This window comes from Pseudomonas sp. Irchel s3b2, from assembly GCF_900187445.1.
In the GTDB taxonomy this organism is placed as follows: Bacteria; Pseudomonadota; Gammaproteobacteria; order Pseudomonadales; family Pseudomonadaceae; genus Aquipseudomonas.
Window position 1 is genome coordinate 158619 of sequence record NZ_FYEB01000006.1, and the last position, 26199, is coordinate 184817.

At 60.8% G+C, this 26199-nt stretch carries 23 protein-coding genes; 14 read left to right on the top strand and 9 right to left on the bottom strand.

Features of this window, described 5'->3' with window-relative positions; genetic code table 11:
- Positions 1–73: 73 nt before the first annotated feature.
- Genes CKW20_RS15950 through CKW20_RS15960 form a run of 3 tightly spaced genes read right to left on the bottom strand, consistent with a single transcriptional unit; the run spans position 74 to position 2266 of the window.
- Positions 74–1003 carry a FecR family protein gene (locus CKW20_RS15950; protein WP_095053778.1) on the bottom strand — a complete coding sequence of 310 codons (930 nt, stop codon included), beginning with the start codon at positions 1001–1003 and terminating at the stop codon, positions 74–76.
- Between the two features lie 37 nt (positions 1004–1040).
- The gene (locus CKW20_RS15955; protein WP_095053779.1) at positions 1041–1586 is read right to left on the bottom strand and encodes an RNA polymerase sigma factor; all 546 of its coding nucleotides are present in this window, start codon (positions 1584–1586) and stop codon (positions 1041–1043) included.
- Positions 1583–2266: an STN domain-containing protein gene (locus CKW20_RS15960; protein WP_095053780.1), complete on the bottom strand. Its 684-nt coding sequence runs from the start codon at positions 2264–2266 to the stop codon at positions 1583–1585. The genes CKW20_RS15955 and CKW20_RS15960 overlap by 4 nt, the downstream gene beginning before the upstream one ends.
- Before the next feature lie 191 nt (positions 2267–2457).
- On the opposite strand from CKW20_RS15960, the gene CKW20_RS15965 reads away from it, so the two are divergent.
- Positions 2458–2805, top strand: coding sequence for a hypothetical protein (locus CKW20_RS15965; protein ID WP_095053781.1), 348 nt, complete (start codon positions 2458–2460; stop codon positions 2803–2805).
- 128 nt (positions 2806–2933) lie between these two features.
- Here CKW20_RS15965 and CKW20_RS15970 read toward each other — a convergent pair whose 3' ends face one another.
- On the bottom strand, positions 2934–3374 hold the full coding sequence (locus CKW20_RS15970) for a carboxymuconolactone decarboxylase family protein (RefSeq protein ID WP_095053782.1): 441 nt from the start codon (positions 3372–3374) through the stop codon (positions 2934–2936).
- Positions 3375–3578: 204 nt separating this feature from the next.
- Between CKW20_RS15970 and CKW20_RS15975 the strand changes: the two genes are divergently transcribed.
- The 3 genes from CKW20_RS15975 to CKW20_RS15985 all read left to right on the top strand — a co-directional run bounded on the left by CKW20_RS15975 (position 3579) and on the right by CKW20_RS15985 (position 6029).
- Positions 3579–5012, top strand: coding sequence for a PLP-dependent aminotransferase family protein (locus CKW20_RS15975; protein ID WP_095053783.1), 1434 nt, complete (start codon positions 3579–3581; stop codon positions 5010–5012).
- 123 nt (positions 5013–5135) lie between these two features.
- The gene (locus CKW20_RS15980) at positions 5136–5429 is read left to right on the top strand and encodes a putative quinol monooxygenase (protein WP_063343499.1); all 294 of its coding nucleotides are present in this window, start codon (positions 5136–5138) and stop codon (positions 5427–5429) included.
- Positions 5430–5609: 180 nt separating this feature from the next.
- Positions 5610–6029, top strand: a complete 420-nt coding sequence (locus tag CKW20_RS15985) for a cupin domain-containing protein (RefSeq protein WP_095053784.1) — start codon at positions 5610–5612, stop codon at positions 6027–6029.
- Positions 6030–6244: 215 nt separating this feature from the next.
- Here CKW20_RS15985 and CKW20_RS15990 read toward each other — a convergent pair whose 3' ends face one another.
- Positions 6245–11152, bottom strand: a complete 4908-nt coding sequence (locus tag CKW20_RS15990; RefSeq protein WP_095053785.1) for an NAD-glutamate dehydrogenase — start codon at positions 11150–11152, stop codon at positions 6245–6247.
- Between the two features lie 501 nt (positions 11153–11653).
- Here CKW20_RS15990 and CKW20_RS15995 point away from each other — a divergent pair.
- The 10 genes from CKW20_RS15995 to CKW20_RS16040 all read left to right on the top strand — a co-directional run bounded on the left by CKW20_RS15995 (position 11654) and on the right by CKW20_RS16040 (position 24908).
- Positions 11654–12007, top strand: coding sequence for a hypothetical protein (locus CKW20_RS15995; protein ID WP_095053786.1), 354 nt, complete (start codon positions 11654–11656; stop codon positions 12005–12007).
- Between the two features lie 289 nt (positions 12008–12296).
- Complete coding sequence (locus CKW20_RS16000) at positions 12297–13256, top strand: MoxR family ATPase (RefSeq protein ID WP_095053787.1); 960 nt, start codon at positions 12297–12299, stop codon at positions 13254–13256.
- Between the two features lie 5 nt (positions 13257–13261).
- Positions 13262–14206, top strand: coding sequence for a DUF58 domain-containing protein (locus CKW20_RS16005; protein ID WP_095053788.1), 945 nt, complete (start codon positions 13262–13264; stop codon positions 14204–14206).
- Positions 14203–14697 carry a DUF4381 domain-containing protein gene (locus tag CKW20_RS16010; RefSeq protein WP_095053789.1) on the top strand — a complete coding sequence of 165 codons (495 nt, stop codon included), beginning with the start codon at positions 14203–14205 and terminating at the stop codon, positions 14695–14697. The genes CKW20_RS16005 and CKW20_RS16010 overlap by 4 nt, the downstream gene beginning before the upstream one ends.
- On the top strand, positions 14690–15784 hold the full coding sequence (locus CKW20_RS16015; RefSeq protein ID WP_095053790.1) for a VWA domain-containing protein: 1095 nt from the start codon (positions 14690–14692) through the stop codon (positions 15782–15784). Before CKW20_RS16010 ends, CKW20_RS16015 begins: the two co-directional genes overlap by 8 nt.
- On the top strand, positions 15781–17517 hold the full coding sequence (locus CKW20_RS16020) for a tetratricopeptide repeat protein (RefSeq protein WP_095053791.1): 1737 nt from the start codon (positions 15781–15783) through the stop codon (positions 17515–17517). The genes CKW20_RS16015 and CKW20_RS16020 overlap by 4 nt, the downstream gene beginning before the upstream one ends.
- Positions 17514–19166 (top strand): BatD family protein, encoded by a 1653-nt coding sequence (locus CKW20_RS16025; RefSeq protein ID WP_095053792.1) that lies wholly within the window; start codon positions 17514–17516, stop codon positions 19164–19166. Before CKW20_RS16020 ends, CKW20_RS16025 begins: the two co-directional genes overlap by 4 nt.
- A gap of 266 nt (positions 19167–19432) precedes the next feature.
- On the top strand, positions 19433–20677 hold the full coding sequence (locus tag CKW20_RS16030) for an exonuclease SbcCD subunit D C-terminal domain-containing protein (protein ID WP_095053793.1): 1245 nt from the start codon (positions 19433–19435) through the stop codon (positions 20675–20677).
- Positions 20674–24315 carry an AAA family ATPase gene (locus CKW20_RS16035; RefSeq protein WP_095053794.1) on the top strand — a complete coding sequence of 1214 codons (3642 nt, stop codon included), beginning with the start codon at positions 20674–20676 and terminating at the stop codon, positions 24313–24315. Before CKW20_RS16030 ends, CKW20_RS16035 begins: the two co-directional genes overlap by 4 nt.
- Positions 24312–24908: a glutathione S-transferase gene (locus CKW20_RS16040; protein ID WP_095053795.1), complete on the top strand. Its 597-nt coding sequence runs from the start codon at positions 24312–24314 to the stop codon at positions 24906–24908. Before CKW20_RS16035 ends, CKW20_RS16040 begins: the two co-directional genes overlap by 4 nt.
- 114 nt (positions 24909–25022) lie before the next feature.
- Here CKW20_RS16040 and CKW20_RS16045 read toward each other — a convergent pair whose 3' ends face one another.
- The 4 genes from CKW20_RS16045 to CKW20_RS16055 all read right to left on the bottom strand — a co-directional run bounded on the left by CKW20_RS16045 (position 25023) and on the right by CKW20_RS16055 (position 26117).
- Positions 25023–25280, bottom strand: coding sequence for a hypothetical protein (locus tag CKW20_RS16045; RefSeq protein ID WP_095053796.1), 258 nt, complete (start codon positions 25278–25280; stop codon positions 25023–25025).
- Positions 25277–25489 carry a hypothetical protein gene (locus CKW20_RS16050; RefSeq protein WP_095053797.1) on the bottom strand — a complete coding sequence of 71 codons (213 nt, stop codon included), beginning with the start codon at positions 25487–25489 and terminating at the stop codon, positions 25277–25279. The genes CKW20_RS16045 and CKW20_RS16050 overlap by 4 nt, the downstream gene beginning before the upstream one ends.
- Before the next feature lie 115 nt (positions 25490–25604).
- Positions 25605–25730: a hypothetical protein gene (locus CKW20_RS29895; RefSeq protein ID WP_256585056.1), complete on the bottom strand. Its 126-nt coding sequence runs from the start codon at positions 25728–25730 to the stop codon at positions 25605–25607.
- A 207-nt stretch (positions 25731–25937) separates the two neighbouring features.
- Positions 25938–26117 (bottom strand): hypothetical protein, encoded by a 180-nt coding sequence (locus CKW20_RS16055; RefSeq protein ID WP_095053798.1) that lies wholly within the window; start codon positions 26115–26117, stop codon positions 25938–25940.
- Between the last annotated feature and the right edge of the window lie 82 nt (positions 26118–26199).

The window sequence follows — 26199 nt, forward strand, 5'->3', positions numbered from 1 at the left end:
GGAAATCAAATGTGGGAGCGGGCTTGCTCGCGAAGGCGCCAGCCGCAACACCCAAAACCTCAAGCCCACCACTCTAGCTGAGCACCACCACCCCACCCGGCAACTCCGTGCATTTGGCCCCATACGCATCGCGAATCAACAACGCCACGCCCGCCAGTTGATCCAGGCTGAAGCGTGCCTGAACCTTGCGCTTGCCCAACTCGCTGTTGAGCAGCAGCAACATCCCGGGGCGGTAACGGTTGATCTCGTCGATCACCGTCGACAGCGTGGCGTCGTTGAACACCAATACCTGCTGGCGCCAGGCAATCACCGCCGAGGTGTCGACCGCTTGCGGCGTGCCGACTCGCTGGGCGTCATAGGTCAGTTGCTGGCCTGACTCCAGGCGAAGGCTGCGCCCCTGTACATCAACCAGCAACGCGCCGTCCAGACAGGTAACGCATACGCTCTGATCGGTGTTGCGCAGGTTGAACCGGGCCTGGCTCGCACTCAACCAGCCTGCCCCGGCCTGAACCTTCAGCGGCGCCTGAGCACGGGTCAGGACTTCGACTTCGCCACTGACCAGTTCGAAACTGGCACTGTCACGGCGATTGATCCGCGTCTGGGTATTGAGCTCCAGGCTCACGCCGTCTGCCAGATCGACTCGCCGCTGCTCGCCGACTTGCGTGATGTAGTCAGCACCGAGCCCGGAAAAACCGCCCGGCACAGTGCCACGAATCAGCAAAAACGCCGCGGACGCCGCGATGGCGCCGCCAAGAAACGCCCGACGCCCCAGCGTCCGCGGCGCCTGCAAACCTTCGGCGGCGGGCTGCAACTGCTGCCACAACAGCTTGCTTTGCTCGAAGGCACGGGCGTGTTCGGGGCTTTGCGCGCACCACTGGCGCAAGGCACGCGCATCGGCGGCGGTCGCCCGGCCCGAGGTCAAAAGGATCAACCAGTCCTGGGCTTCGCTTTGCAGCCGGTCCTGGGGTGTCGCCTCAGGGAATGACATACGGAAGATGTTCAAGCGCGGGGGTACTCACGGATTAATCTGGACTCTTCTATCAAGACGGTTTTCCCGCGCCGGGACCGAACCGCTGAATGACTTTTCTTTCCAGGCGCGCGGCGCAATGGCCCAAGGCGGCTTTGATTTCCTTCTCGACCATCCGTGTCGAAATGCCAAAACGCCGGGAGATTTCCAGGTGGGGCGCCTCTTCCAGACGCGCGGCGATAAAAATCTTGCGCCGACGCGCCGGCAGTTCGTACAGCGCTTTGAGCAGCGACTGAATTTCCTTCTGACCGCCCACCACCCGTGCCGGGTCAAGCGCTTCGTCGGACACCTGCAACAGCTCTTCCACCTCACTGCCGGTCAGCAACCGGGCGTCCGACTGGCGCCGGTCGGCAGCAATGTTCAGGGCCATGCGATAGAGGTAGGCATTGGGTTGCGCGATGTTCGGCGGAGCTTCCATGCGGTCGACCCGCAGGTAGGTTTCGTGCAGGACGTCGTTGGCCAGATCCTCCGAACCGAGGCGCCTGCGCAAGCGCACCTTGAAATCGTCATAGGACGTCAGGAACAGCCTGACCATCGAACTTTGCCCGGTGTCTTTCATCCCCCGGAAACTCCTTCCCATTGTGTGCATTCCATGCGCTTTCCTGACGATTCCGGTAACAAAAGCAGCGTGACCGGCTGACCAAGAGAGCTGGGCGCCGGGCGTTCTATTCTGAGGTTGCGTAAACTTTCCACCAGCGCCGAGTCGCGCTGAACATCACCTGTGGAACTGACCAGCCGGCTGTACTGCACCACACCGTCACGGCCGATCCACAGTTGCAACAACGCGCGAAAACTGCCCGGCCGGGTCACCGGCGAGCGGCACAAGCGACGTTCGAGCGCCGTTTGAATCGCCGTCGCATAACTGCCGCCCGCAAGCGGCGCATTGTTTGCGACTGTGCCTGACACCGAGGGCACCTCGGCGACCTGCGCCACCTGCAAGGTGAACGCATCCGCTCGGACATACCGCGCCATCAGCCCGCTTCCACTGAGCATCAGCCTCAACGCATCGGTAGCATTCAGGCGTCCTTTCACGGCGACCGAACGACGACCGCGGGTCAACTGGCGATCCACCAGAACAGCCATGCCGGTTGAGCGACTGAACCGTTCAAGCGCGCTGGCCAGTGCCTGGGCCGGGATGTCCAGTTCCAGCGGAGTGCGCGGATCGACCGGACCGGCGGACACTGCCGATGACATCAACCAAAACAGCAACGCCAGGCAAGCCTGGCGAACGTGAGTCATTAAAACCTGGCGCCCGTCCCTGGCTCTGCCTCGCTGCACGGCTGACGTACCCCTGAAAACCGTCATCCTGAGGGCTGTATATGAATCTGATGTGACGGCCGGTGCAAAAAAACCATCACGAGCCATTAAGGCGCTTTGCTCTAGACTCACGCTTCAGAGCGGCCCCTTTGTGGCCGGCCAGGAGGCCTTCAATGAAACATCTGTCGAACCTTGCAGCGGGCGTGCTGCTGATGACCGGGCTGTCGCTGGCTCACGCCGAACAACCGCTGGGTTGCGTCGAAGTGACGGTCGCTGGCTACAAGACGCCGGACTACAACTGCCTCAGCCAGCAGATGGGCAACAACCCCGAGGGGGCTGTCGCTGCGCAGAAAAATCAGCAGGCGATGAACGTGCCGATCAACAAACGGCCACCCCATCAGTTGGGCCTGGCCACACCGGCGGCCACCAGCACACGCATGGGCAATACCTTTGGCACGTCGGTGAAACCGCAGCGGCCGGCGCCCGCGACTGCAACGTCGCCGCTGCTCAATGGCAGGTGATCAGTCACTGCCTGTAGGAGCGAGGCTTGCCCGCGAAGAATGCACCGCGGTTTTTCAGGTATTACGCGTCATCGTTCTTCGCGGGCAAGTCGGATCGCCGCACCGCTCGCTCCTACAGGTTCTGCGACTCAATCACTGGGCGTTTGCCGAAAGCTCACCGCCAGGCGATTCCAGCTGTTGATGGTGCTGACGGCCATCGTCAAATCGACCAGCTCGCCTTCGCTGAATTGCTCCCGGGCCAGTGCGTAAACGTCGTCCGGGACGTGGCTTTCCGAGAGCAGGGTCACCGCTTCGGTCCAGGCCAGGGCGGCTCGTTCCCGAGGGTTGAAGAAGTTGCTGTCGCGCCAGACCACGATCGCATACAGCCGGCGATCGGTTTCGCCGAAACGCCGTGCGTCCACCGAGTGCATGTCGGTGCAGAACGCGCAGCCATTGAGCTGCGAGGCGCGGATTTTGATCAGGTGCAACAAGGCCGGTTCGATGCTCAAATTGCTGGTCAAGGCCTCCATCGCGATCATGGCTTTCATCGCTTTGGGGGATGCGCTGTAGTAATCCAGACGGGGATTCATGGAAGGCCTCGTGGAGCTGATCAGAGACTCCACAGTAGGCGTCGATGCGCGAGTGTTACAGACCCAATTCAGCGAAAAAGCCATGGACCGCCCGGCAGCAGGCCAATCGCAGGTTTTTCGCCCACGCAACTTCTGCGCAGCCGTTCATGCGGGTAATCTGGCGCGACGCACAGTTGCCTCAACCGCCCCAGGAGCCCCGCCGGTATGGAACTTCATGTTGTCATCAACGGCCGCAAGGACTTGGCAGGCCAGTTGTACCGGCAACTGCGCGACGCCATTGAATCCGGTCGCCTGGCAGCCGGGACGCAGCTGCCGCCCAGCCGCTTGCTGGCTGAACAACTGGGGATTTCGCGCAAGACCATTTCCGACACTTATTCGCAACTGACCTACGAGAACTTCCTCACCGGGGTAATCGGCAAAGGCACCTACGTCAATGCCCGAGCAGCGAAAACCGTTCGCAAGCAGAGCCATTCGGAGCTGGCGAGCTTTGAGGTCATCGAACGCTGGCGCAACCTGCCGACGTTCTTGCGCCACCCGACGCTGGAAGGCTCGTTGCGTTACGAGTTCATCGGTGGCGCCACCAGCAAAGGCCAGTTTCCGCAAGACGATTGGCGCCGCTGCACCTCCCATGCCTTGCGGCAGATTGCCGGTTCCAAAGGCTTCTACAGTCAGCCCGAAGGCCTGCCGGCGCTGCGCAATGCCATCGCACGGCACATCGCATTTTCCCGCGGGGTCAATTGTCAGGATGAAGACGTGGTGGTGTGCAATGGCGCGCAACAGGCGCTGGATCTGATTTCCCGGGTGTTGACCCAACCGGGCAGCATCGTCGCCATGGAAGACCCCGGCTACCCGCCAGCGCGCCTATTGTTCGCAAGCCATGGCGCGACGGTGGTCGGTGTGCCAGTCGACGCGCAAGGCATTCAGGTCGAGCACATTCCCGACGGCACCCGGCTGATTTACGTCACCCCGTCCCACCAGTTCCCCTTGGGCATGCCCATGAGCCAGGCCCGTCGCGAAGCCTTGCTCAAGCGCGCCCATGAACTGGGGGCGATCATCATCGAAGATGATTACGACAGCGAATTCCGCTACGAAGGCCGGCCCACCGACTCGCTGCAAAGCCAGGATGAGCGCGGCATCGTCGCCTACGTCGGTACTTTCTCGAAGACCTTGTTGCCGGAGCTGAGGCTAGGGTACGCGATTTTGCCGCCAGCGATTCTCGAAGCGGTGATCCGCGCCAAGCAGCTCACCGACTTGCACACCTCCACCCTGCCTCAATGGGCGTTGGCCAAATTCATTGCCGAGGGCTGTCTGCTCAAGCACATCCGGCGCTGCCATACGATTTACGCCGGGCGCCGTGAAAGGATTCTGGCGCGCATGGCGGGCGACCTTTCGCCGTGGTTTGACGCGGTGCCGACCACGGCCGGGTTCCACATGGCGGTGCTGTGCAAGGTGCCGGTCGATATTCCATTGGTGATCGAATTGGCAAAAAAAGTCGAAGTGGGGCTCTATTCCCTGGACAGCTTTTTTTACCAGCAAGCGCCGCGGGCCGGGCTTTTCCTGGGGTTCGGCGCGATCGAAACCCTGGACATCGACATCGCCCTGGACCGTTTAAGGGACATTTTGCAGCAACTCGGCTGACGGATTGGTCTGCGGCTTTATCCGGCGATTGGCTATTGGCGGTCCCGGAGGTCAGGCCTATCCTGCATAGGCGTTATCCCTCAATGAGCAGGATTCGTCCGGCCTGATTCAGGAGTGTGAGCAATGTCCAACGAAGTGATCACCACGGTAAAGGTGCAAGCCGCCGCCGGCCGCTCGGACGAACTGGGTAAGCAACTGCAAAAGATTGTCGACACCCTGCGCGAACTTCCAGGCTGTGACTCCTATATGGTCGATCGCTGCCCCGAGGACGATACCCGCTGGACAGTCAGCGCCCGCTGGCAATCGGAAGCGGCCATGCAATCGCATTTCAACTGCCCCGAAGTGCAAGGCTTTATCGGCCTGATCGACAGCCGACTGGCCAATGCCGTCGACTTCAACAGCTTTCCAATCGTTTAAAAGCAAGATCAAAAGATCGCCCCCGTAGCAACTGCCGAGGCTGCGTTCGCTGTAGCAGCTGCTACGGGTAATGTGATATCGGTGATTGGCCCCCTCACCTTCTCGAAAATTGGCCGTTTGATTGCCCGATAGCGCGGCTTACTGTGGTCCCTGACGACTCACCACCTCAGGTAATCAACCATGAATGCGCTTCGTTTTTTCGCTGCCCCTCTTGCCGCCCTGACGCTGAGTGTTTCAGCCTCGGCATTCGCCCACGACACCGCACCCCCTTCAGAAAAAGTCACCGTCCTGCAGGACCAGATGCTGAAAAACGCACCCGGCAAAAAAGCCTTGATGATCGAAGTCGATTACGAGCCTGGCCAATCGTCCATCGCGCATAAACACCAAGGCACGGCCATGGCCTATGTGCTTTCGGGGGAGATCATTTCGCAAGTCAAAGGTGAAAAAGCGATCACCTACAAGGCCGGCGAGTTCTGGTACGAACCGGCCGGGTCGGAACATCTGGTCTCGAAAAATGCCAGCGCCACCCAACCCTCCAAGCTCTTGGTGTTCATGGTGTTGGCTCCGGATGAGGAAGTGTTGATTCCTTTGGAAAATTGATCGCGGTACATAAAAAGGCCTCGGTGCGGCTGATGGCCTCTTCGCGGGCAAGCCTCGCTCCTACAGGATTTGTGTCGTACGAAATTTTCGCGACCAACATAAACCCTGTAGGAGCGAGGCTTGCCCGCGATGAGGCCCGACCAGACACCACAAAACCTTCAGACAAAAAAAAGCCCCATCTCTTTCGAGACAGGGCTTTTTTCATTCAACGCCTATCAGGCAGCCGGTTCCAGCTCGGTGCTGACAGCGGCAGGCGTAGCGGCAGGCACTACCGCTTGCCCACTCAACGCCAGGTCCAGCAGTTCACGGTTGGCCACCGCGTACATGGCGTAGTCAGTGCCGCTGGCGGCACGGATTTCCACCAGCATCGCGCGCCAGCGTTCGATCATGCCTTCGTGCTCTTCCATCCACAGCGCCAAGCGTGTTTCCACGTCCTGGGTGCCATCGCCCTGTTGCAGGACGGAGATGGTGATCGCACGTTGTTGCCAGTCGACATCGTCGCGGAACGCTTCACGGGCCAGGGCCTGCCAGTTGTTTTCAACCGGCAGAGCGCTGATCTGTTGCAGGTACCAGGTGATGTCCAGCGCGCTACCCACGGCGAAGTAGGCTTTGGCCACGTCCGCTGCGTCCTGACCGGTCACATCCGAGGCCTCGATGATCGGCAGCAAGGTGTACAGGTGAGTGGTGCCTGCAACCATGCGCGCCAGCAACTCCGGCACACCGGCTGCGACATACGCCTGATAACGGGCCTGCCAGGTTTCGCGGATTTCGCCACTGAGCAGATCGTCGAGCTTGAGACCCAGCTCTTTCAGATGCGGACCGAAGTGCGCGACGTCACGGGCAGCGTTCTGCTCGTTGCGACGGGCACGCAGGAACCAGCGCGTAGCGCGGCGACCCAGACGCATCAGCTCGTCCATCAGCTCCAGTTGCACATCAGCGGAGACCTGGTAGTCCAGGGCTTCGATCTGACGGAACCAGTGCGGGAGATGGAAGATGTCGCGAACGATCACATAAGCACCGGCCACGTTCGCCGGGCTCATGCCGGTCGACTCTTTGAGTCGTTGAACGAAGGTGATGCCCATGTGGTTGACCAGATCGTTGGCGATCTGGGTGCTGACGATTTCACGCTTCAGACGGTGACGGCGCATGGCAGCGGAGAACTTGCTCACCAGCGTCGGCGGGAAAGCGGTTTCCATGTCGCGGGTCAGGTAATCGTCGTCCGGCACCAAGGAGTTGAGCAGCGCTTCCTTGAGGTCGATCTTGCTGTAGGAGATCAGCACCGACAGCTCGGCACGGGTCAGGCCATGGCCCGCCGCGACGCGCTCGTTGATCGCCTCTTCAGCTGGCAGGAACTCGATGGCGCGATCCAGCTTGCCGCGGCCTTCCAGATCGTTCATCAGACGCTTGTATTCAGCAATCCGCGGCAAGGCACGGCGTGCCGCCAGGGACAGTGCCTGAGTCTGCTTGTAGTTGTTGCCAAGCACCAGGTTGCCGACTTCGTCGGTCATGCTCGCCAGCAACTGGTTACGTTGCTTGTCGGTCATGTCACCGGCGTGTACCACTTCGTTCAGCAGAATCTTGATGTTCACTTCGTGGTCGGAGCAGTCCACACCACCGGCATTATCGATGAAGTCGGTGTTGGAACCGCCGCCATTCAGACCAAACTCGACACGACCCAACTGAGTCATACCGAGGTTACCGCCCTCACCCACGACTTTGCAGCGCAGTTCGTTGCCGTTCACGCGCAGTGCATCGTTGGCCTTGTCGCCGACATCGGCGTGGCTTTCGGAGCTGGCTTTCACGTACGTACCGATACCGCCGTTCCACAACAGATCCACCGGTGCCTTGAGCAAGGCATTGAGCAGTTCGGTCGGGGTCAGTTTGTCCGCCTGAATGTCGAAGCGCTCTTGCATCTGCGGGGAAATCGCAATGCTCTTCGCGCTGCGCGAGAAGATCCCGCCGCCTTCGGACATGATGCTGGTGTCGTAATCCGACCAGGCCGAACGCGGCAGATCGAACAGACGCTGACGCTCGGCGAAGCTGTTGGCAGGCTCCGGATTCGGGTCGATGAAGATGTGCAGGTGGTTGAACGCTGCGACCAGTTGCAGCTTGTCGGACATCAGCAAGCCGTTACCGAACACGTCACCGGCCATGTCGCCGACGCCTACCACAGTGATGCTGTCTTCCTGAACATTGATGCCGCGTTCGCGGAAGTGGCGCTGTACGCCGACCCACGCGCCCTTGGCGGTGATGCCCATTTTCTTGTGGTCGTAACCTGCCGAGCCGCCGGAAGCGAACGCATCACCCAGCCAGAAGCCGTAATCGATGGCGATGCCGTTGGCGATGTCGGAGAAGGTCGCAGTGCCCTTGTCCGCCGCCACCACCAGGTACGGGTCATCGTCGTCATGACGCACGACGTTGGCCGGCGGTACCAGCGCGCCGTCTTTCAGGTTGTCGGTGATGTCCAACAGGCCCGAGATGAAGATGCGGTAGCAGGCGATGCCCTCGGCCGCGATCTCGTCACGACTGCCGCCCAGTGGCAGGCGACGCGGCAGGAAACCGCCCTTCGCACCGACCGGCACGATCACCGAGTTCTTCACTTGCTGGGCTTTTACCAGGCCCAGGACTTCAGTACGGAAGTCTTCTTCACGGTCGGACCAGCGCAGACCACCGCGAGCAACGTTGCCAAAGCGCAGGTGCACGCCTTCAACGCGAGGCGAGTAAACGAAGATTTCGAACTTCGGTACCGGCTTCGGCAGCTCTGGAATCTGGTGCGGGTTGAACTTGAAGCTGAAGTAGGACTTGTTCTGACCGTGGGCGTCGGTCTGGTAGAAGTTGGTCCGCAGGGTCGCTTTGATCAGGTCCAGGTAACGACGCAGGATGCGGTCTTCGTTGAGCACCTGAACATCGTCCAGTGCTGCCAGAATCGCGTGTTCCAGGCGTTGTTGCTTGTCTTCCAGATCATCACTGGCGAGTTTGCGCGCCAGGTAGAAGCGGGTCTTGAACAACCGGGTCAACTCGCGAGCGATGTCGGTGTGGTTGTTCAGGGTGCTGGCGATGTAACCCAGGTCGAAGCCCAGGCGGATCTGCTTCATGTAGCGGGCGTAAGCACGCAGCAGCGCCACGTCGCGCCATGGCAAACCGGCGGTCAGCACCAGGCGGTTAAAGGCATCGTTCTCGGCATCGCCACGCACGATGTGGACAAATGCGTCCTGCAAGGTGTCGTTGAGTTGCTGGATGTCGAGTTCCAGGCCTTCGGCGGCGGTAAACGCGAAGTCGTGAATCCAGAATTCGCGGCCATTGTTGTGACGCAGGCGATACGGGAACTCACCCAGCACACGCAGACCAAGGTTTTCCAGGATCGGCAACACGTCGGACAACGCCAGCGGCGTATCGGCGTGGTACAGCTTGCAGTGCAGCATTCGCTGACCGGAAACCTGAGCCAATGGCTGATAGAAGCTCATGACCAGCGGATTTTTTTCGTTCAGGCTCAGCAGGTGCTGCATGTCGACCACAGCCGAGTGGGCTGCGAAACGCTCGCGGTAACCGGCCGGGAAACCTTTCGGGAAGTCGGCCAGCACGTTGGTGCCGTGGGCTTCGCCGAAGCTTTCGACCACCAGGCTCGCGTAGTCGTCCTGCCAGCTGCGGCATGCCTGCACCACTTCTTTTTCCAGCAGAATCGGGTCGATGTCCAGACGGTTCTTCGGATCGACGCGCAGAATCAGTTGCACACGGGCCAGCACGGACTCGGAGAAGAAGGTCCAGAACTCGCAGTCCGAGGCTTTCAGACGATCCATCAGCACTTGCTGGATCTTCTGGCGCACTTCGGTGGAGTAGATGTCGCGCGGCACGTAGGCCAGGCAGTAGCAGAAACGGCCATACGGGTCTTTGCGCAGGAACACGCGAATCTTGTTGCGTTCCTGGATCTGTACGATCGACATCACAGTGGTGAACAGCTCGTCCACCGGGGTCTGGAACAGGTCGTCGCGCGGCAACACTTCAAGCACCTGGGCCAGTTCCTTGCCCAAGTGAGCCTTGGCCTGGAAGCCCGAACGCTGTTCGATGATCTCGACCTTGCGACGGATGTAAGGAATGACCCGCACGCTTTCGCCATACACCGAGGAGGTGTACAGGCCCATGAAACGGCATTCCTTGATAACCTTGCCATCGGCATCGATCTGACGAATCGACACGTAATCCGGGTATGCCGGACGGTGAACACGGCTTGGGTGTGCAGCCTTGGCGAACGACAGCGGCGTCGGTTCGCGCAGGTAGTTCACGGCGTAGTCTTCGATACGCAGATCATCGACCGTCAGGCCGGCGCGCAACAGTTTGGTCAGGCCGAGGAACGAGTTCTGGTCATAGTCGATGTGACCGCCGTTCTGATCCTCGCCCACCACGAATTCTTCGTAGCCCAGGAAGGTGAAGTGGTTGCCCACCAGCCATTCCAGGAAGCTCTTGATTTCGGACTTTTCGTCGGCGTTGATGATGAACTGGCTGTTGTCGATGCCTTCGATCAGTTCCTGGACCTTGGCTTTCATCGGTTCGAAATCGGCGACCGCGACGCGGACTTCACCGAGAACCTGCTCCAGCTCTTTGGTCAGCACATTCAGTTCGGCCGTGTTGGCGCAACGGTCGATTTCCAGGTACATCAGCGATTCTTGCAGAATGCCTTCGCCCTGGGTGCCCTTCGGCAGGATTTCCAACAGCTCGCCCTTGCTGCCGCGACGCACGCTCAGCACAGTGGTTTGCAGGGTATGAATGCTGTAGCCGCGACGGTTCAGCTCGGTGCGCACCGAGTCCACCAGAAACGGCAGATCGTGGTGCAGCACTTCGACCGCGGTGTGGGTCGACTGCCAGCCGTGGCGTTCGTAGTCAGGGTTATAGACGCGCACTTGCGGATGCGCGTGATCGAAGCGCTCAAGCAGGCGCCACGCAGAAAGGGTGCAGCCGGCGAGATCGGACAACCGACGCTGGGTCAGCTCGTCGAGGGAAATAATGCCGAAGAATTGTTCAGCGAACAGCGCCACTTGTGGCAGTGCCTGTTCACTGATGTGCTGCGCCAGTGCCGCTTGCAGTTGGTGCTGGAAGTCGGCTTTGCTGGCTGCGGTGAAGAACGCCATCTGTGGTACTCCGCTTGGGCTTGTTATTGATGGAAGCGTCGCGTGCAAACCCCTTTCGGGGCAATCCGTCACCCTGTTCCTGATTCTCGGGCAGAGGAAACAGGATGACAGGTGGGTGAAGCTGGACGAGACACTCAGGTCACATTCACCTTCCAAGAATGGGCATCTGCAAAAACGACTGCCAAGGCAACAGGCAATGCCTTTACGGGTGCTCATCCGTTGCGCAGCTTAACGAGTGCGGCAAGGGCCATGCTTGCAGCGCTGCGACATATTCGGTCATCGGCACGCAACTCGCGGCATGTGCCTCGAACAACACTAGCAGTCGTGCAGGAAAATGGGCGTTTTATGCCCGGTTTTACGGCACCTGCGTGCCAAAAATGACCAATGACACAGTGAATGTTCACGACACATCTTCTGACACTCAGCCGAGCAGAAATTCCCGAGGGCTGGCAGAATTGTCTTTTGTTACGTTCACCACGCTCGCCGAGCCAGGATTTTCCCATGCAAATGACAACTGACCTCTTGATCGTCAACCCGTGCGACGAAGAAGAAGACAACTTGGCCATGCTCTGCTGCACCAGCGCCGAGGGCGAAATGTTCCTGATGAGCCGCTTTCCGGACGAGGATGAACTGGAGATCATCTTCCACGACAAGCCTTCGGCCCTCAACGGTGTGAAAGTCACCCTCAGCCCCGACCGCCTGCTGATCGAAATCGCCGCCGCGGACGTCGATGTGCTCGATGGCGAAGATTCGCTGGAAATTCTGCATAGCACCGATGCGCAGGACCTGGTTGAGGTGGAAGAAACCTTGCAGAACATTCTTAAGGGGACTGGTACTTACATCAGCGAACTCTGAAGGTGGCTGAACGGACGCCTTCGCGGGCAAGCCTCGCTCCTACAGGTACCGAGGCACTGCAATAATGTGTCCGACTCAATACCTGTAGGAGCGAGGCTTGCCCGCGAAGGCGTCCAAAAGAACACCGCAATACCCACCCCCTACAAAATTCCAACAGTTTCGCCCATCAATTCCCGTACTTTGCACAAAATGCCGTTAGTCGCCGCCCCCCGCGATGGATTAAAGTAACGCCCCCAGCCATGGCGTTATTCGAACGTCTTCGGTCACCCTTTCCAGGAACAGTCAATCGATGGAACATCGTGAAGCGCTGCTTGCGCTGCGAACCTTTCTTTCAACGCAGATTCTCGGCCAGGAAAAACTCATCGAGCGCTTGCTCATCGCCTTGCTCGCCGACGGCCACATGCTGGTCGAGGGAGCTCCGGGGCTGGCCAAGACCAAGGCCATCAAAGAACTCGCCGAAGGCATCGAAGCCCAGTTCCATCGCATCCAGTTCACCCCCGACCTGCTGCCGGCCGACATCACCGGCACGGAAATTTATCGCCCGGAAACCGGAAGTTTCGTGTTCCAACAAGGCCCGATCTTCCACAACCTGGTACTGGCGGACGAAATCAACCGTGCTCCGGCCAAGGTCCAGTCGGCTCTGCTCGAAGCCATGGGCGAACGTCAGGTCAGCGTCGGGCGCAGCACGTACGATCTGTCGCCGCTGTTTCTGGTCATGGCCACACAAAACCCTATCGAGCAGGAAGGTACCTACCCGCTGCCCGAAGCCCAGCTCGACCGTTTCCTGATGCACGTGAAAATCGGCTTCCCTGACGCCGCCGTCGAGCGCCGGATTCTGCAACAGGCTCGCGGCGAAGCGCTGCACGGCGAAACCAAGCCTGAGCGCCGGGTCAGCCAGCAGGCAATCTTCGCCGCGCGCAAGGAAATCCTCGGGTTGTACATGGCCGACGCCGTGGAGGAATACCTGGTGCAACTGGTCATGGCCACGCGCATCCCGGCCAAGTTCGACCCGGAAATGGCTGAATGGATCGCCTACGGCGCCAGCCCGCGCGGCTCCATCGCCCTCGACCGTTGCGCCCGGGCCCATGCCTGGCTCGCCGGTCGCGACTTCGTCAGCCCGGAAGACATTCAGGCGGTGCTGTTCGATGTGTTGCGCCACCGCATCATTCTTTCCTTTGAAGCAGAAGCTGCTGGCATCGACCAGGACCGGGTGGTCCAGCGGATTCTCGACGTCGTAGCCGTCGCTTGACCCCGATGAACGCCCTCCTGCCGCCCGAGCCGGGCATCCGTGTCAGCCTCGCCGAGCTGATCGAGATGCGCCATCGCGTGCGTGAAGTGCAGCTGTTTTCCACGCCGAGCCAGCGCAGCCCGCTGATCGGCCTGCACCACTCCAAACTGCGCGGGCGTGGGGTGGACTTCGATCAGGTGCGGGTCTATCAGGCTGGTGATGATGTGCGAAGCATCGACTGGCGCGTCACCGCCCGGACCCAGGAGCCTCATACCAAGCTATTCCATGAAGAACGCGAGCGGCCGATTTTCATCATGGTCGAACAGAGCCGCCGGCTGTTTTTCGGTTCGGGGCTGATGTTCAAATCGGTACTTGCCGCCCAGGCAGCGAGCCTGATTGGCTGGGCCGCGTTGGGTCATAACGACCGGGTCGGCGGGCTGGTGTTCGGCGACGACGAGCACTACGAAATCAAGCCGCGACGCAGCAAACAGAGCCTGCTGCAATTGCTTAACCGACTGGTGCGGGTCAATCAGTCGCTGCACACCGAACGTGAGCCGGACCGCGACGCCTTCGGCATTGCCCTGCGCCGTGCCCGGGAAGTGTTGCGCCCCGGCAGCCTGGTGATCGTGATCTGCGACGAACGCGCCTTGTCCGACAGCGCCGAACAGCAGCTGAGTCTGTTGTCGCGTCATTGCGACCTGTTGCTGCTGCCCGTATCCGATCCACTGGATCACGCCCTGCCCGCCGCCGGCTTGCTTCGTTTTGCCGAACGCGGGGCGCAACTGGAACTCGACACGTTGAATTTCGATTTGCGCCAAGCCTATCGCGCACAAGCTGAAGCACGTATCGCCCGCTGGGAACTGCTGGCGCAAAAGCTGCGGGTGTTGCTGATGCCGTTGAGCACCCAAAGCGAAATGGTCGAGCAACTGCGCGAATACTTGAATCCGCAACGTCCGGGGAAAAGTCGATGAGCAGCGTCGATCAACTGCAACCGCTGATTTCCCCGCCACCGATCGGCTTCTGGCCGCCGGCGCCGGGCTGGTGGCTGCTACTGTTGTTGCTGCCACTGATCGGTTTCGGCCTGTGGCAGTTGCGCCGTTTCATTCCAAACAAGCGCCCTGTCGTCCGCGCCGAACAACCGCTGGACCCGGTGCGTCTCGCCGCCCTGGCCGAACTCGCCCGAATGCCCAAACCCTATGACGGAGCCCCGGCCGGTGCCTGGCTGCAGCAACTCAACGGGTTGCTCAAACGGCTGTGCCGCAACCATTACCCCTACAGCCAGAGCCATACCCTTAACGGGCGCAAATGGCTGGCGTTCCTCGATAATCGCTGCCCGGCCGCCGGCCTCACGCGCTGGATGGTGCTGGTGGAAGGCGCCTACAAACCTGAATGCAAACTCGACGACAAGGCCATCGCTGGGCTGACTCAAGCCGTCGACACCTGGATTCGCAAACATGTTTGAGTTCGCCTGGCCGTGGATCTTCGCCCTGCTGCCACTGCCCTGGGTGATGCGGGTACTGCTGCCGGTGGCCGACAGCGGCGAACCGGCGCTCAAAGTCAGCTTTCTCAGCGACCTCGAAGGCCTGGCCCGCCGTCGCGCCCGGGCGAATCTGCCTGCGTGGCGTCAGCAAGCACCGTTCATTTTGCTGTGGCTGTTATTGCTGATCGCCGCGGCGCGCCCGCAATGGCTCGGCGAACCCCTGCCGGTTGCCGCCAGTGGCCGCGATCTGCTGGTGGCGGTGGACGTGTCCGGCTCCATGGACTTCCCCGACATGCAGTGGCAGAACGAAGACGTCAGCCGACTGGCGCTGGTGCAGCATTTGCTCGGTGATTTTCTTGAAAGTCGCGACGGTGACCGGGTCGGGTTGATCCTGTTCGGCAGCCAGGCCTATCTGCAAGCGCCGCTAACCTTCGACCGGCACACCGTTCGCGTGTGGCTCGACGAAGCGCGGATTGGCATTGCCGGCAAGAACACCGCGATTGGCGATGCCATCGGCCTGGCCCTCAAACGCCTGCGTCAACGCCCGGCACAAAGTCGTGTGCTGATTCTGGTCACCGATGGCGCCAACAATGGCGGCGAAATCGATCCGCTGACCGCCGCACGCCTGGCGGCCACAGAAGGCGTGAAAATCTACCCTATCGGTATCGGCGCCGATCCGGAGCAAAGTGGCACCCTGGGATTTCTGGGCGTCAACCCGAGCCTGGACCTCGACGAACCGGCCTTGAAGGCCATCGCCCAAGCCACTGGCGGCCAGTACTTCCGCGCCCACGACGGCAAGGAATTACAGGCGATCAAGCTCACCCTCGACAAACTGGAACCGGTGACCCAGCAACCCACGCAGGCCCGCCCGGCCCAAGCGTTGTATCACTGGCCTTTGGCGATGGCATTGCTGTTGAGCCTGCTGCTGGTTGTCCGCGTGCGTTGGCCAGATAACCCGTTGCAACGGCTGTTTACCAAGGGGCTATTTACCAAAGAGCGGCTTGTGCAAACGCAACGGCCCGACTGGCGTCAGCGACTCAAACGCCTGCGTCTGCGGAGGCGCCGATGATTGCGCTCTGGCCGCACTGGCTCCGCCCTTGGTGGCTGCTGTTGTTGCCGTTGCTGGGGTGGTTGCTCTGGCAACTCTGGCACCGACAGAAGCGCGCCGGCCGCTGGCAAATGATTCTGCCGCCGGCCTTCCATGCCGCGCTGCTCAGTGGTGGCAGCGGTCGCGAGAGCAAACTGCCGTGGGTCGCTCTGGGCCTGGCTTGGGTGCTGGCCGTGCTGGCCCTGCTGGGGCCGAGCTGGCAGCGCGTCGAGCAAACTGGTCAGAAACCCGCTGACCCGCTGGTGATATTGCTTGAACTGACCCCGGAAATGCTCGCCACCGACGTGGCGCCGAACAGACTGGAACAGGCCCGGCGCAAACTGTTCGACCTGTTGCAAAACCGCAGCGACGCGCAGACCGCAATCGTCGTCTACGCCGGCAGCGCTCACACTCTGGTACCGCTTTCGGATGACCTGTCGACCAGCCGCAACCTGCTGGATGCGCTCAAGCCGTCGCTGATGCCCCAAGCCGGTCATCGTGCCGATCTGGCGGTGGCCAAGGCCCTGACGCTGCTGGATCAGGGCGCCCTCGGCCAGGGGCGGATCCTGCTGATCGGTTCGTCGCTGACGGAACAGGAACGCCAAGGCATTCGTCAGTCGCTGGACGACAGGTCCACGCCATTTCTGATGCTCGGTATCGGCACCGCCGAAGGTGCGCCGGTCGCGCAGGACGACGGCAGTTTCCTCAAGGATGATCTGGGCGCGATTCTGGTGCCGAATCTGGACGGTCCCAGCCTGAAAGCCTTTGCCAATGGCCTGGGCGGACGTTATCGCCAGGCGCGTCTGGACGATGCCGATCTGCGCGGCCTTGGCCTGCTCGACGGCCCACGGGATCTGCGCAACGACGGTCAGACATTGCGCCTCGACACTTGGGCCGATCAGGGCTACTGGCTGCTGTTGCCGCTGTTATTACTGGCCGCCTGTGCCGGGCGCCGGGGTTGGCTGTTCTGCCTGCCGCTGCTGTTCCTGCTGCCGCAACCGAGCTACGCCTTCGACTTCGAAGACTTGTGGCTGCGTCCCGATCAGCAGGGCCTGCATTTGCTCAAACAAAAGCGTCCGGCCGAAGCCGTGCAACATTTCGAAGATCCGCAATGGCAAGGCGTGGCGCTCTATGAAGCCGGCGACTACAGTGGCGCCGCCCAGCGGTTTGCCCAAGGCAGCGATGCCCACGCCCACTACAATCGGGGTAACGCCCTGGCCAAAAGCGGTGAGCTGGAAGCAGCGCTGGATGCTTACGAACAAGCATTGGAACGTCAACCGGATCTGCGCCCTGCCCTGACCAATAAGGCATTGGTGGAAAGTCTGCTCAAACAGAAAGCCTCAGCGCCGCCCGTCGAGCCGGACAAAACCGCCGATGGAGAAACCGAAACCATCACCCAGGAAACGCCGCCGGGCAGTGCCACCCAACCAAGCGATGGCCAGCCGAAAACCGACGCCGAGCAAACCACGCCGGACGCCGAACAGCCGCCCACGACGCCACCGCAACCGGGCGCCAATGAGGTCCCCGGCAGCGAGTTGGGGGATGAGCAAAGCACCACGCCACCGCGGCGCCCGGCCAGCGACATGCTCGAAGGCGAACAGCGCCAGGCGCTGGAACAATGGCTGCGCAAGATCCCGGATGACCCCGGTGAATTACTCCGACGCAAATTTTGGTACGAACAGCAACAACATCAGGATCAGGGAAAAACTCGATGACCCGCTTCACCGCCTTCTTGCTCGCACTGTTGCCCGCCCTGTTGCTCTGTGCCGTTCAGGCCCAAGCCGCAGGGCTGGTCGCCAGCGTCGATCGCAGCCGCCTGAATTCCGGCGAGACAGTCGAATTGACCCTGGAAACCAGCGACGTGACCCAGTTCGGCAAACCCGACCTGACCCCGCTGGAGCCGCTGTTCGAGGTGCGCGGCACCCGTCAGGTCAACCAATTGAACACCCTCAACGGCGACACTCAAGCAACCACCCGCTGGATCATCACCCTGCTGCCCCGGCAAAACGGCAGCGTGGTGATTCCATCGCTGCAACTGGGCGACGTCCAGAGCCAGCCGATTACCGTGCAGGTGATCGAGAGCGAAACCCAGGACAGCAGCAACGCACTGGCGCCGGTGTTCATCGAGGCCAGCCTCGACCAGAACAGCGTCTATGTGCAGGCTCAGGCGATCCTGACCTTGCGCATTTACCATTCGGTGTCGCTGTATGACGACAGCAGCCTGACCCCATTGCAGATTCCCGATGCGCGCATCGAACAGCTAGGCGACTCGCGCACCTACGAAAAAGTCATCAACGGATTGCGCCATGGCGTGATCGAAATGCGCTACGCGATCTACCCGCAGCACAGCGGTGAATTGACCATTCCAGCGCAGATGTTCAGCGCCACACTGGTCGATACCTTGCCGTCCCAGGACGCAACACCTCAAGGGCCGAGGCCGGGCAAGCTGATGCGCGTCAAATCCGCCGAAATCCCATTGACGGTCAAGGCCAAACCCGGCACGTATCCGGCCGATGTTCCCTGGCTGCCGGCCCGCAGCCTGAGCCTGAGCGAAAGCTGGAGCCCGGAACCGGATCTTGCGCAGGTCGGCGACTCGCTGACCCGCAGCCTGATCTTGAACGCCGAAGGCCTCGCCAGTTCGCAACTGCCTCCGTTGCCCGCCACCGAGATCAACGGCCTGCGGCGCTACCCGGATCAACCGGTGCTGGGCAACCAGAGCAGCGAACGCGGCTTGATCGGCAGTCGCGAGGACCGTGAAGCCCTGGTGCCGACCCGCACCGGCGCCATCGACTTGCCGAGCGTTGAAGTAGTCTGGTGGAACACCTTCGAGGATCACCTGGAACACAGCAGCCTGCCGGCCCGCACACTGCAAGTGGCGAGCAATCCGAGCCTGATCGTCGATACCCCGGCAGGCAGCCCGCAGGTGATGTCCGGCGCCAACAACAAAGCCCTCTGGTGGTGGAAACTCAGCACCGTGATTCTGGCCTGCACCACCCTGCTGGGCTTCGGCCTCTGGTGGCGCGCCCGCTGGCAACCGGCAATCCTGCGAGCGGCGCAGACCGGCCCGAGCCCACGCACCTTGCTCGACGACCTCAAGCGCGCCTGCCAGGCCAACGACTCCCACGCCACCCGCCAGGCCCTCGACGCCTGGGCCCGCCAGCAACCAGAAACCCTGGCCGACATGGCGGCGCGCTTCGTGCCCTTGTCCGATGCCCTCGACGGTCTGAACGGCGCGCTCTACAGCGAAACCGGCCAATACTGGCAAGGCGAAGATCTCTGGCGCGCGATTCGTGCGATTCCGACGGCCGAAGGGGTTCAGGATATGGTTGGCGATAGCGGGTTGCCGCCGCTTTATCCCAAATAGAATCAAAAGATTGCAGCCTCCTGCCGAGGCACACCAATCACCTGTAGGAGCGAGGCTTGCCCGCGAAGAACGATGACGCGGTCTAACAGATGCATCGAGTCATCGTTCTTCGCGGGCAAGCCTCGCTCCTACAGGGATCGTGTTCCTCTGCAAAGCTTCGACATCCCCAAACCCGTGTTCCTTTGCACATTTGCCAGTAAACTCCCCCCTCTTTAGCCGCCACCATTTTCCTCGCGGCCATCACCTTATTTCCTACGGAGTACGCCTTGCGTCTGTTTCACACCTCCGACTGGCACCTTGGGCAGAACCTGCACGGCCAGGAGCGCGATTTCGAACACGCCTGTTTTCTTGACTGGCTGCTGCGTCAGCTGAAGCTGGATCAGCCCGATGTGCTGCTGATCGCCGGCGATATCTTTGACACGGTCAACCCGCCGGTCAAAGCCCAGGAACGCCTCTACGATTTCATCGTCAGCGCCCACGAGCAGCAGCCGTTGCTGACCATCGTGATGATCGCCGGCAACCATGACTCCGGCTCGCGGATCGAACTGCCCGCGCCGTTGATGCGGCGTTTACGTACTCACGCCCTCGGTCGCGTGCTGTGGCTCGACGACGGCCAACTGGATGCCGAACGCCTATTGCTGCCGTTGCCTGATGCCAGCGGCGAAATTGCCGCCTGGTGCCTGGCGCTGCCGTTCCTGCGCCCCGCCGAAGTGACTGGCGCGCATTTGGGCGATAACTATTTGCGTGGCATCGGCCAGGTTCATGAATGGCTGATTGAAGCCGCGAATATCAAGCGCAAGCCGGGCCAGGCGCTGATCGCCATCAGCCATGCGCACATGGCCGGCGGTTCGGTTTCGGAAGATTCCGAGCGCAGTTTGATCATCGGCAACGCCGAAGCCCTGCCCGCCAGTCTGTTCGGGCCGAGCATCAGCTATGTCGCCCTCGGGCATTTGCACAAGCCGCAGAAGGTCAATGGTGAAGAGCGCATTCGCTACTGCGGCTCGCCGATTCCGTTGTCGTTCTCCGAGATCAATTACCAGCATCAGATCCTCGACATTCAGCTCGATGGCGAAACATTGGTCAGCGTCGAACCGCGCCTGATTCCGCGTTCCGTCCACTTGCAACGCCTCGGCTCCGCGCCGTTGGCGGAGATTCTGTTGCAACTGGCCGACCTGCCCAACATCGACCTGCTCGCCGATATCCAGCGTCAGCCGTGGCTGGAAGTGCGGGTTCGTCTCGACGAACCGCAACCGGATCTGCGCCATCAAGTGGAGACGGCGCTGCAAGGCAAAGCCGTGCGGTTGGTGCGGATTGCCGCCGAATATGCCGGCAACGGCAGCCGCGAGGGCGTCGATGATGGCGCCACCTTGATCGAACTGGATCAGTTGACGCCGCAGGAACTGTTCAGCCGCGCATGGCAGGACAACTACGGCAGTGAGGTCGACGCGCAAACGCTCAAGGACTTCGCCGAGCTGTTGCAAGACGTGCAGATGGAGAGCGAACAGCCATGAAGATCCTCGCGATCCGTCTAAAAAACCTCGCCTCCCTGGCTGGGCCGTTTGAAATCGACTTCACCGCGGAGCCCTTGGCCAGTGCCGGCCTGTTCGCGATTACCGGGCCGACCGGCGCCGGCAAAAGCACGCTGCTCGATGCCCTGTGCCTGGCGCTGTTTGGCGCCGTGCCGCGCCTGAACAACACCGGCCGCGATGCCAAGGTCCCGGACGCCGATGGCGAAATCGGCACCGGCGACCCGCGCACCCTGCTGCGCCGTGGCACCGGCGAAGGTTATGCGGAAGTGGATTTCGTCGGCATCGACGGTCGCCGCTATCGCGCTCGCTGGGAGGCCAATCGCGCTCGGGAAAAGGCCGGTGGCAAGCTGCAAGCCAGTCGCCAGAGCCTGCGCGACATCGATCAGGATCAACTGCTGGCCAGCCAGAAAGGCGAATACAAAGCTCAACTCGAAGCCGCGTTGGGCCTGAACTTCGAACAGTTCACCCGCGCCGTAATGCTCGCTCAGAGCGAGTTCAGCGCTTTCCTCAAGGCTGACGACAACGACCGCAGCGAACTGCTGGAAAAGCTCACCGATACCGCGCTCTACACCCGTCTCGGTCGCCGCGCTTTCGACAAGACCAAAGAAGCTCGCGAAGCCCACAAGCTGTTGCAGGACCAGGCCACCGGAGTCACACCGCTGTCGCCGCAAGACCGGGCCGAGCTGGATGAGCGCTTCAACGACGCGCAACAGCAACTCAAGACCCAACAGGCGCAGCTCAAACAGTTGGAGTTGCAACACACCTGGCTCAAGGACCTGCGCCAGTTGCAGGACGCGCAACAGAGCGCCACTGAGCAACTGCAAGCCGCCCAGCAACACTGGAACAGCCTGGCCAGCGAGCGCTTGAAGCTGACCCGTCTAGAACAACTGGCTCCGCAACGTCATCAGTTCGCACGCAAAACCGAACTTACCGCCCAGCTCACCCCGCTGGCGGCGCAGATCCAACAGCACACGCAACTCCAAAGTGAACTGACCGAGCGACAGACTCAACTCGAACAGAGCCTGAGCACCGCCCAAACGGCGCTGACCCAAGCGCAAAGCCAACACGCCTCCAGCGCGCCACTGCTGCGTCAAGCCTTCGAAGAGCAAAGCACCCTCGCCCGCCTGGTCAAGGACGCCAGCCTCAGTGCCGACCTCAAGCAGCAGGCGGAACTGGCCTGCACTCAGGGTCAGGGCAAGATCCAGGGTTTGCTCGACCAACAGAAACAGGTCGCCGAACGGTTGCAGCGGATTGCCGGTGAGCTTGAGCAAAGCACCCATCTGGCGCCGTTGAGCGATGCCTGGAACGCCTACCGCGATCGCCTGCAACAACTGATGCTGATCGGCAATCGCCTGAACAAGGGCCAGGCCGAACTGGCCGCCCTGGAGCAAAGCGCCGCCCGCGCCGCCGAGGAATTGGCCACCCAGCGCCAGAGCCTTGAGGTGCTGTACAAAGAAGCCGGCGCCGAGCCCGAAGCGGTGGCCGAGCAGATTCAGATCCTCGGCAGCCTGCTGCAAGACAACCGCAAGCAACTGCGGGCCTTTGAAGAACTGACACGACTGTGGGCCAGCCAGCAGGAACTGAACAAACGCGGTGCCGAGCTTCAGCAGCGGCAACTTGCCGCTCAGCAAGACCGCGATCGTCTGACCCAGGATGGCGTGAAGACCAAGGCCGAACTGACCGTCGCCGAACAGACCCTGACCGTCACCCGCGAACTGCTGGAGCGTCAGCGTCTGGCGCGCAGTGCCAGTGTCGAAGAACTGCGTGCGCAGTTGCAGGACGATCAGCCGTGCCCAGTTTGTGGCAGCCCGGACCATCCTTATCATCAGCCCGAAGCCTTGCTGCAAAGCCTCGGCCGGCATGATGAAAGCGAACAGGCCAACGCTCAGAAAGCCGTCGACCTGCTCAAGGAAAAACTCACCGATCTGCGCGCCGAAGTCGGCGGTTTGATTGCTCAGCAAAAGGAATTGCTGCAACAGCAAGAACAGCTCGCGGCTCAGCAACAAGGCCTGACGCCGAGCCTGGAAGCGCACCCACTGTCCGCGCAACTGTTGGCCCAGGACGCAAGCAAACGCGATACCTGGCTAACCCAACAAAGCAGCCAGTTGAACCAGAGCATCACTCAGGATGAACAACGGCAAACCGCCCTGCTCACCCTGCAGCAGGACGCCGCACGCCTTGCGCAACAACTGCGCAGCGCCGAAACGGCGAACCAACAGGCAACACAGCACCTGATCAACCAGCAACGCGAGTTGAGCGGCGACCGCCAACGTCTGGACGAAGAACTGACCGCGTTCAGCACCCTGCTGCCAGCCGAGACGCTGGAAGCGCTGCGCAACGAACCCGCCGCGACCTTCATGCAGCTCGACCGGCAAATCGCCCAGCGTCTGCAACAACTCGACCAGCAGCGCGATGAACTCGGCGAACAGCAACAACGCCAGCAGACGCTGGAGAAAGAACAGGACCGCCAGCAGACCCGCATTCAGCAACAGGACGCTGCGCAGCAGCAGTTCACGGCGTTGACCGGGCAGCAACAGGCTTGCCAGGAAAAACTGACGCGACTGCTCGGCGAACATGCCAGCGCCGAACAGTGGCAGCAGCAACTGGATCAGGCCGTCGAGCAGGCGCGCACTGCCGAAGCGACGGCCAATCAGGAATTGCAAACCGTGCGCACGCGCTTGGTGCAACTGGCCGCTGAACTCAAGGCGCAGCAGGAACGTTCGCAGGCTCTGGAAACTGAAGATCGCGAGCTGAGTGGCAAAATTGCCGACTGGCGCGCGCAACATCCAGAGCTGGACGACGGCGGGCTGGAAGATCTGTTGAGCGTCGACGACCAACACGTCAGCGAACTACGCCAACGATTGCAGCAGAGCGAAAAAGCCATCGAGCAAGCCAATGTGCTGTTGCAGGAGCGCGATCAACGCTTGCTCGATCATCAGGCGCAGCACAACGGCAATCTCGATGCCGAACAACTGGCCACGACGCTGGCAGAGCTGCAAAACCTGTTCGCCGCCAGCGAACATCGTTGCGCCGAATTGCGCGCGGAACAGGCCGAGGATCAACGTCGACAGAACGCCAATCAGGCGCTGGCGCAGCAGATCGCCGACGCCTATACCGAATACCAGCGCTGGGCACGCTTGAATGCGCTGATCGGTTCGGCCACCGGCGACACCTTCCGCAAGATCGCCCAGGCCTACAACCTCGACCTGCTGGTGCACCACGCCAACGTCCAGTTGCGACAACTGGTGCGGCGCTATCGTTTGAAACGCGGCGGCAGCATGCTCGGCTTATTGGTGATGGACACCGAGATGGGCGATGAACTGCGCTCGGTGCACTCGCTGTCCGGCGGCGAGACATTCCTGGTGTCGCTGGCGTTGGCGCTCGGTTTGGCGTCGATGGCGTCGAGCACGCTGAAAATCGAATCGCTGTTCATCGACGAAGGCTTCGGCAGCCTCGATCCGGAATCCCTGCAACTGGCCATGGATGCACTCGACGGTCTGCAAGCGCAAGGACGCAAAGTTGCGGTGATTTCCCACGTGCAGGAAATGCATGAACGGATTCCGGTGCAGATACAAGTCCACCGCCAAGGCAACGGCCTGAGTACCCTGGAGGTGAAATGAATACGCTGTATTCATTCCGCCGCTGCCCCTACGCCATGCGCGCACGCATGGCGCTGCGTTATTCAGGGGTTGAGGTGAATATCGTCGAGGTGAGCCTCAAGGCCAAACCGGCCGAAATGCTCGCACTGTCGAGCAAAGGCACGGTCCCGGTGCTGAGTGTGGATGGACGGGTGATCGATGAGAGCCTGGAAATCATGTGCTGGGCATTGGCGCAGAATGATCCGCAGGACTGGTTGCTCAAGGATGATCCGCAAGGACAGCAACGCAGCGCCGCACTGATCGAAGAGAACGATCAGGTGTTCAAGGTGCACCTGAATCGCTACAAGTACGCCGAGCGTTATCCCGAGCAGCCGATGGAGTTTTACCGGTCAGAGGGCGAGGTGTTCTTGCGCAAGCTGGATGAATTGCTGGAGGGACGCGACTACTTGCTGGCCGGGCATCCGAGCCTGGCGGACATCGCCCTGATGCCGTTCGTACGGCAATTCGCCCACGTGGATCGCGATTGGTTCGGGCAGACGCCTTATGTGCGGTTGCAGGCGTGGTTGCAGCGCTTCATCGAGTCAGACCTGTTCACATCAATAATGAAGAAATAACCGCGCCCCCTGTAGGAGCGAGGCTTGCCCGCGAAGAATCCACTGCGGTGTTCAAGTAAACCGCGTCATCGTTCTTCGCGGGCAAGCCTCGCTCCTACAGGGGGGATTGGGGATTCATGCCAATACCGAGCACATCCCCAACGCCGAGCAATCCACCTGGAACGGCCCGAAGAATTCGCCATTGGATTTGATCGGCGGATTACCCACCAGCAGCTCCAGGGCCTTGGCCGTCTGAATGTTGTGGGCGATGTTGTGGTTGCATTCGATGGCCCGCGCCACCGACCCCGCCGAACCCTGCCCGATCCCCAACAAGGAAGTGCCATTGGTCATGAATGCCAGGAAGGCGATGACCCAGAGTTTGCTTCCGTTCATGCGCCGACCACTCCCGCCACGTCGACGTGATCGACCACTGAGTTCTGAGCGCGGTGTTCGAATTGAATGGCGGGATAAGCGACCTGGATCGGTGCTTGAATGCTGTGTTGCGATTGAGCCGATAGGCTGACGACCAACACCATGGCCACGTAAAGACCGATAGCCAGGTAGGCGCCGTGTTTGGCAGAAGTAATGATTGCGCTGGCCATGGTGTTCTCCGTGGGCATGTTTCAGTGCCCACAGAATCGATCAAAAAACAGAAGATAACTAGCGACCTTTATGCATAGTAGCTATCAGTTTTATTGATCATTAACCCAGCGTGTTTCAGTCCTCGACAAAGCTCATCAAGCGCTCGCGGGCCGCCTCCGGCTCGCTGGGAATGGGCTCGGCGGCCGACAGAATCGGGGTGGAATAGAGAAACAGGAGAACCACTGCCAGACGCATCGCCATTGCTGTCGATCCTTATTGAGGAAGGAGTCAAAAAATCAGCGTCAAATCTAAACTCATGGCCATGTGATATCAAGCAATACATTGATAGCAATATGATGCTGTCGTAAACGCGTTATGCAGGAGCGACATCACTTCAGCGCTTTTCGATGCTTACAGCTCGATCGGCAAGTGACTTCGCTCCTGCATAAAAGGTGCAGGGCTTACATTTCAGTGTTGAGCTTTGTGATCCAGAGCGGCGTAGAAGTTGGCGCTCTGTTGCAGGTATTTCTGGGTGTAGCTCTGGGCGTGGGATTTTTTCTCGCTGATTTCAACGTTGGCATTGGCGGGCAATGCAACAGTGGCAGAGATAGCGGAAGCAGCGATGACAGAGAAGAGATTGAAGTTCATGGCGGTATTCCTCGTGTTCAGTTGGCTTGCTTTGCCCGGTTGGACCGTGAAGCAAACTTAACTCCCGAGGGTCGGCGCCTTG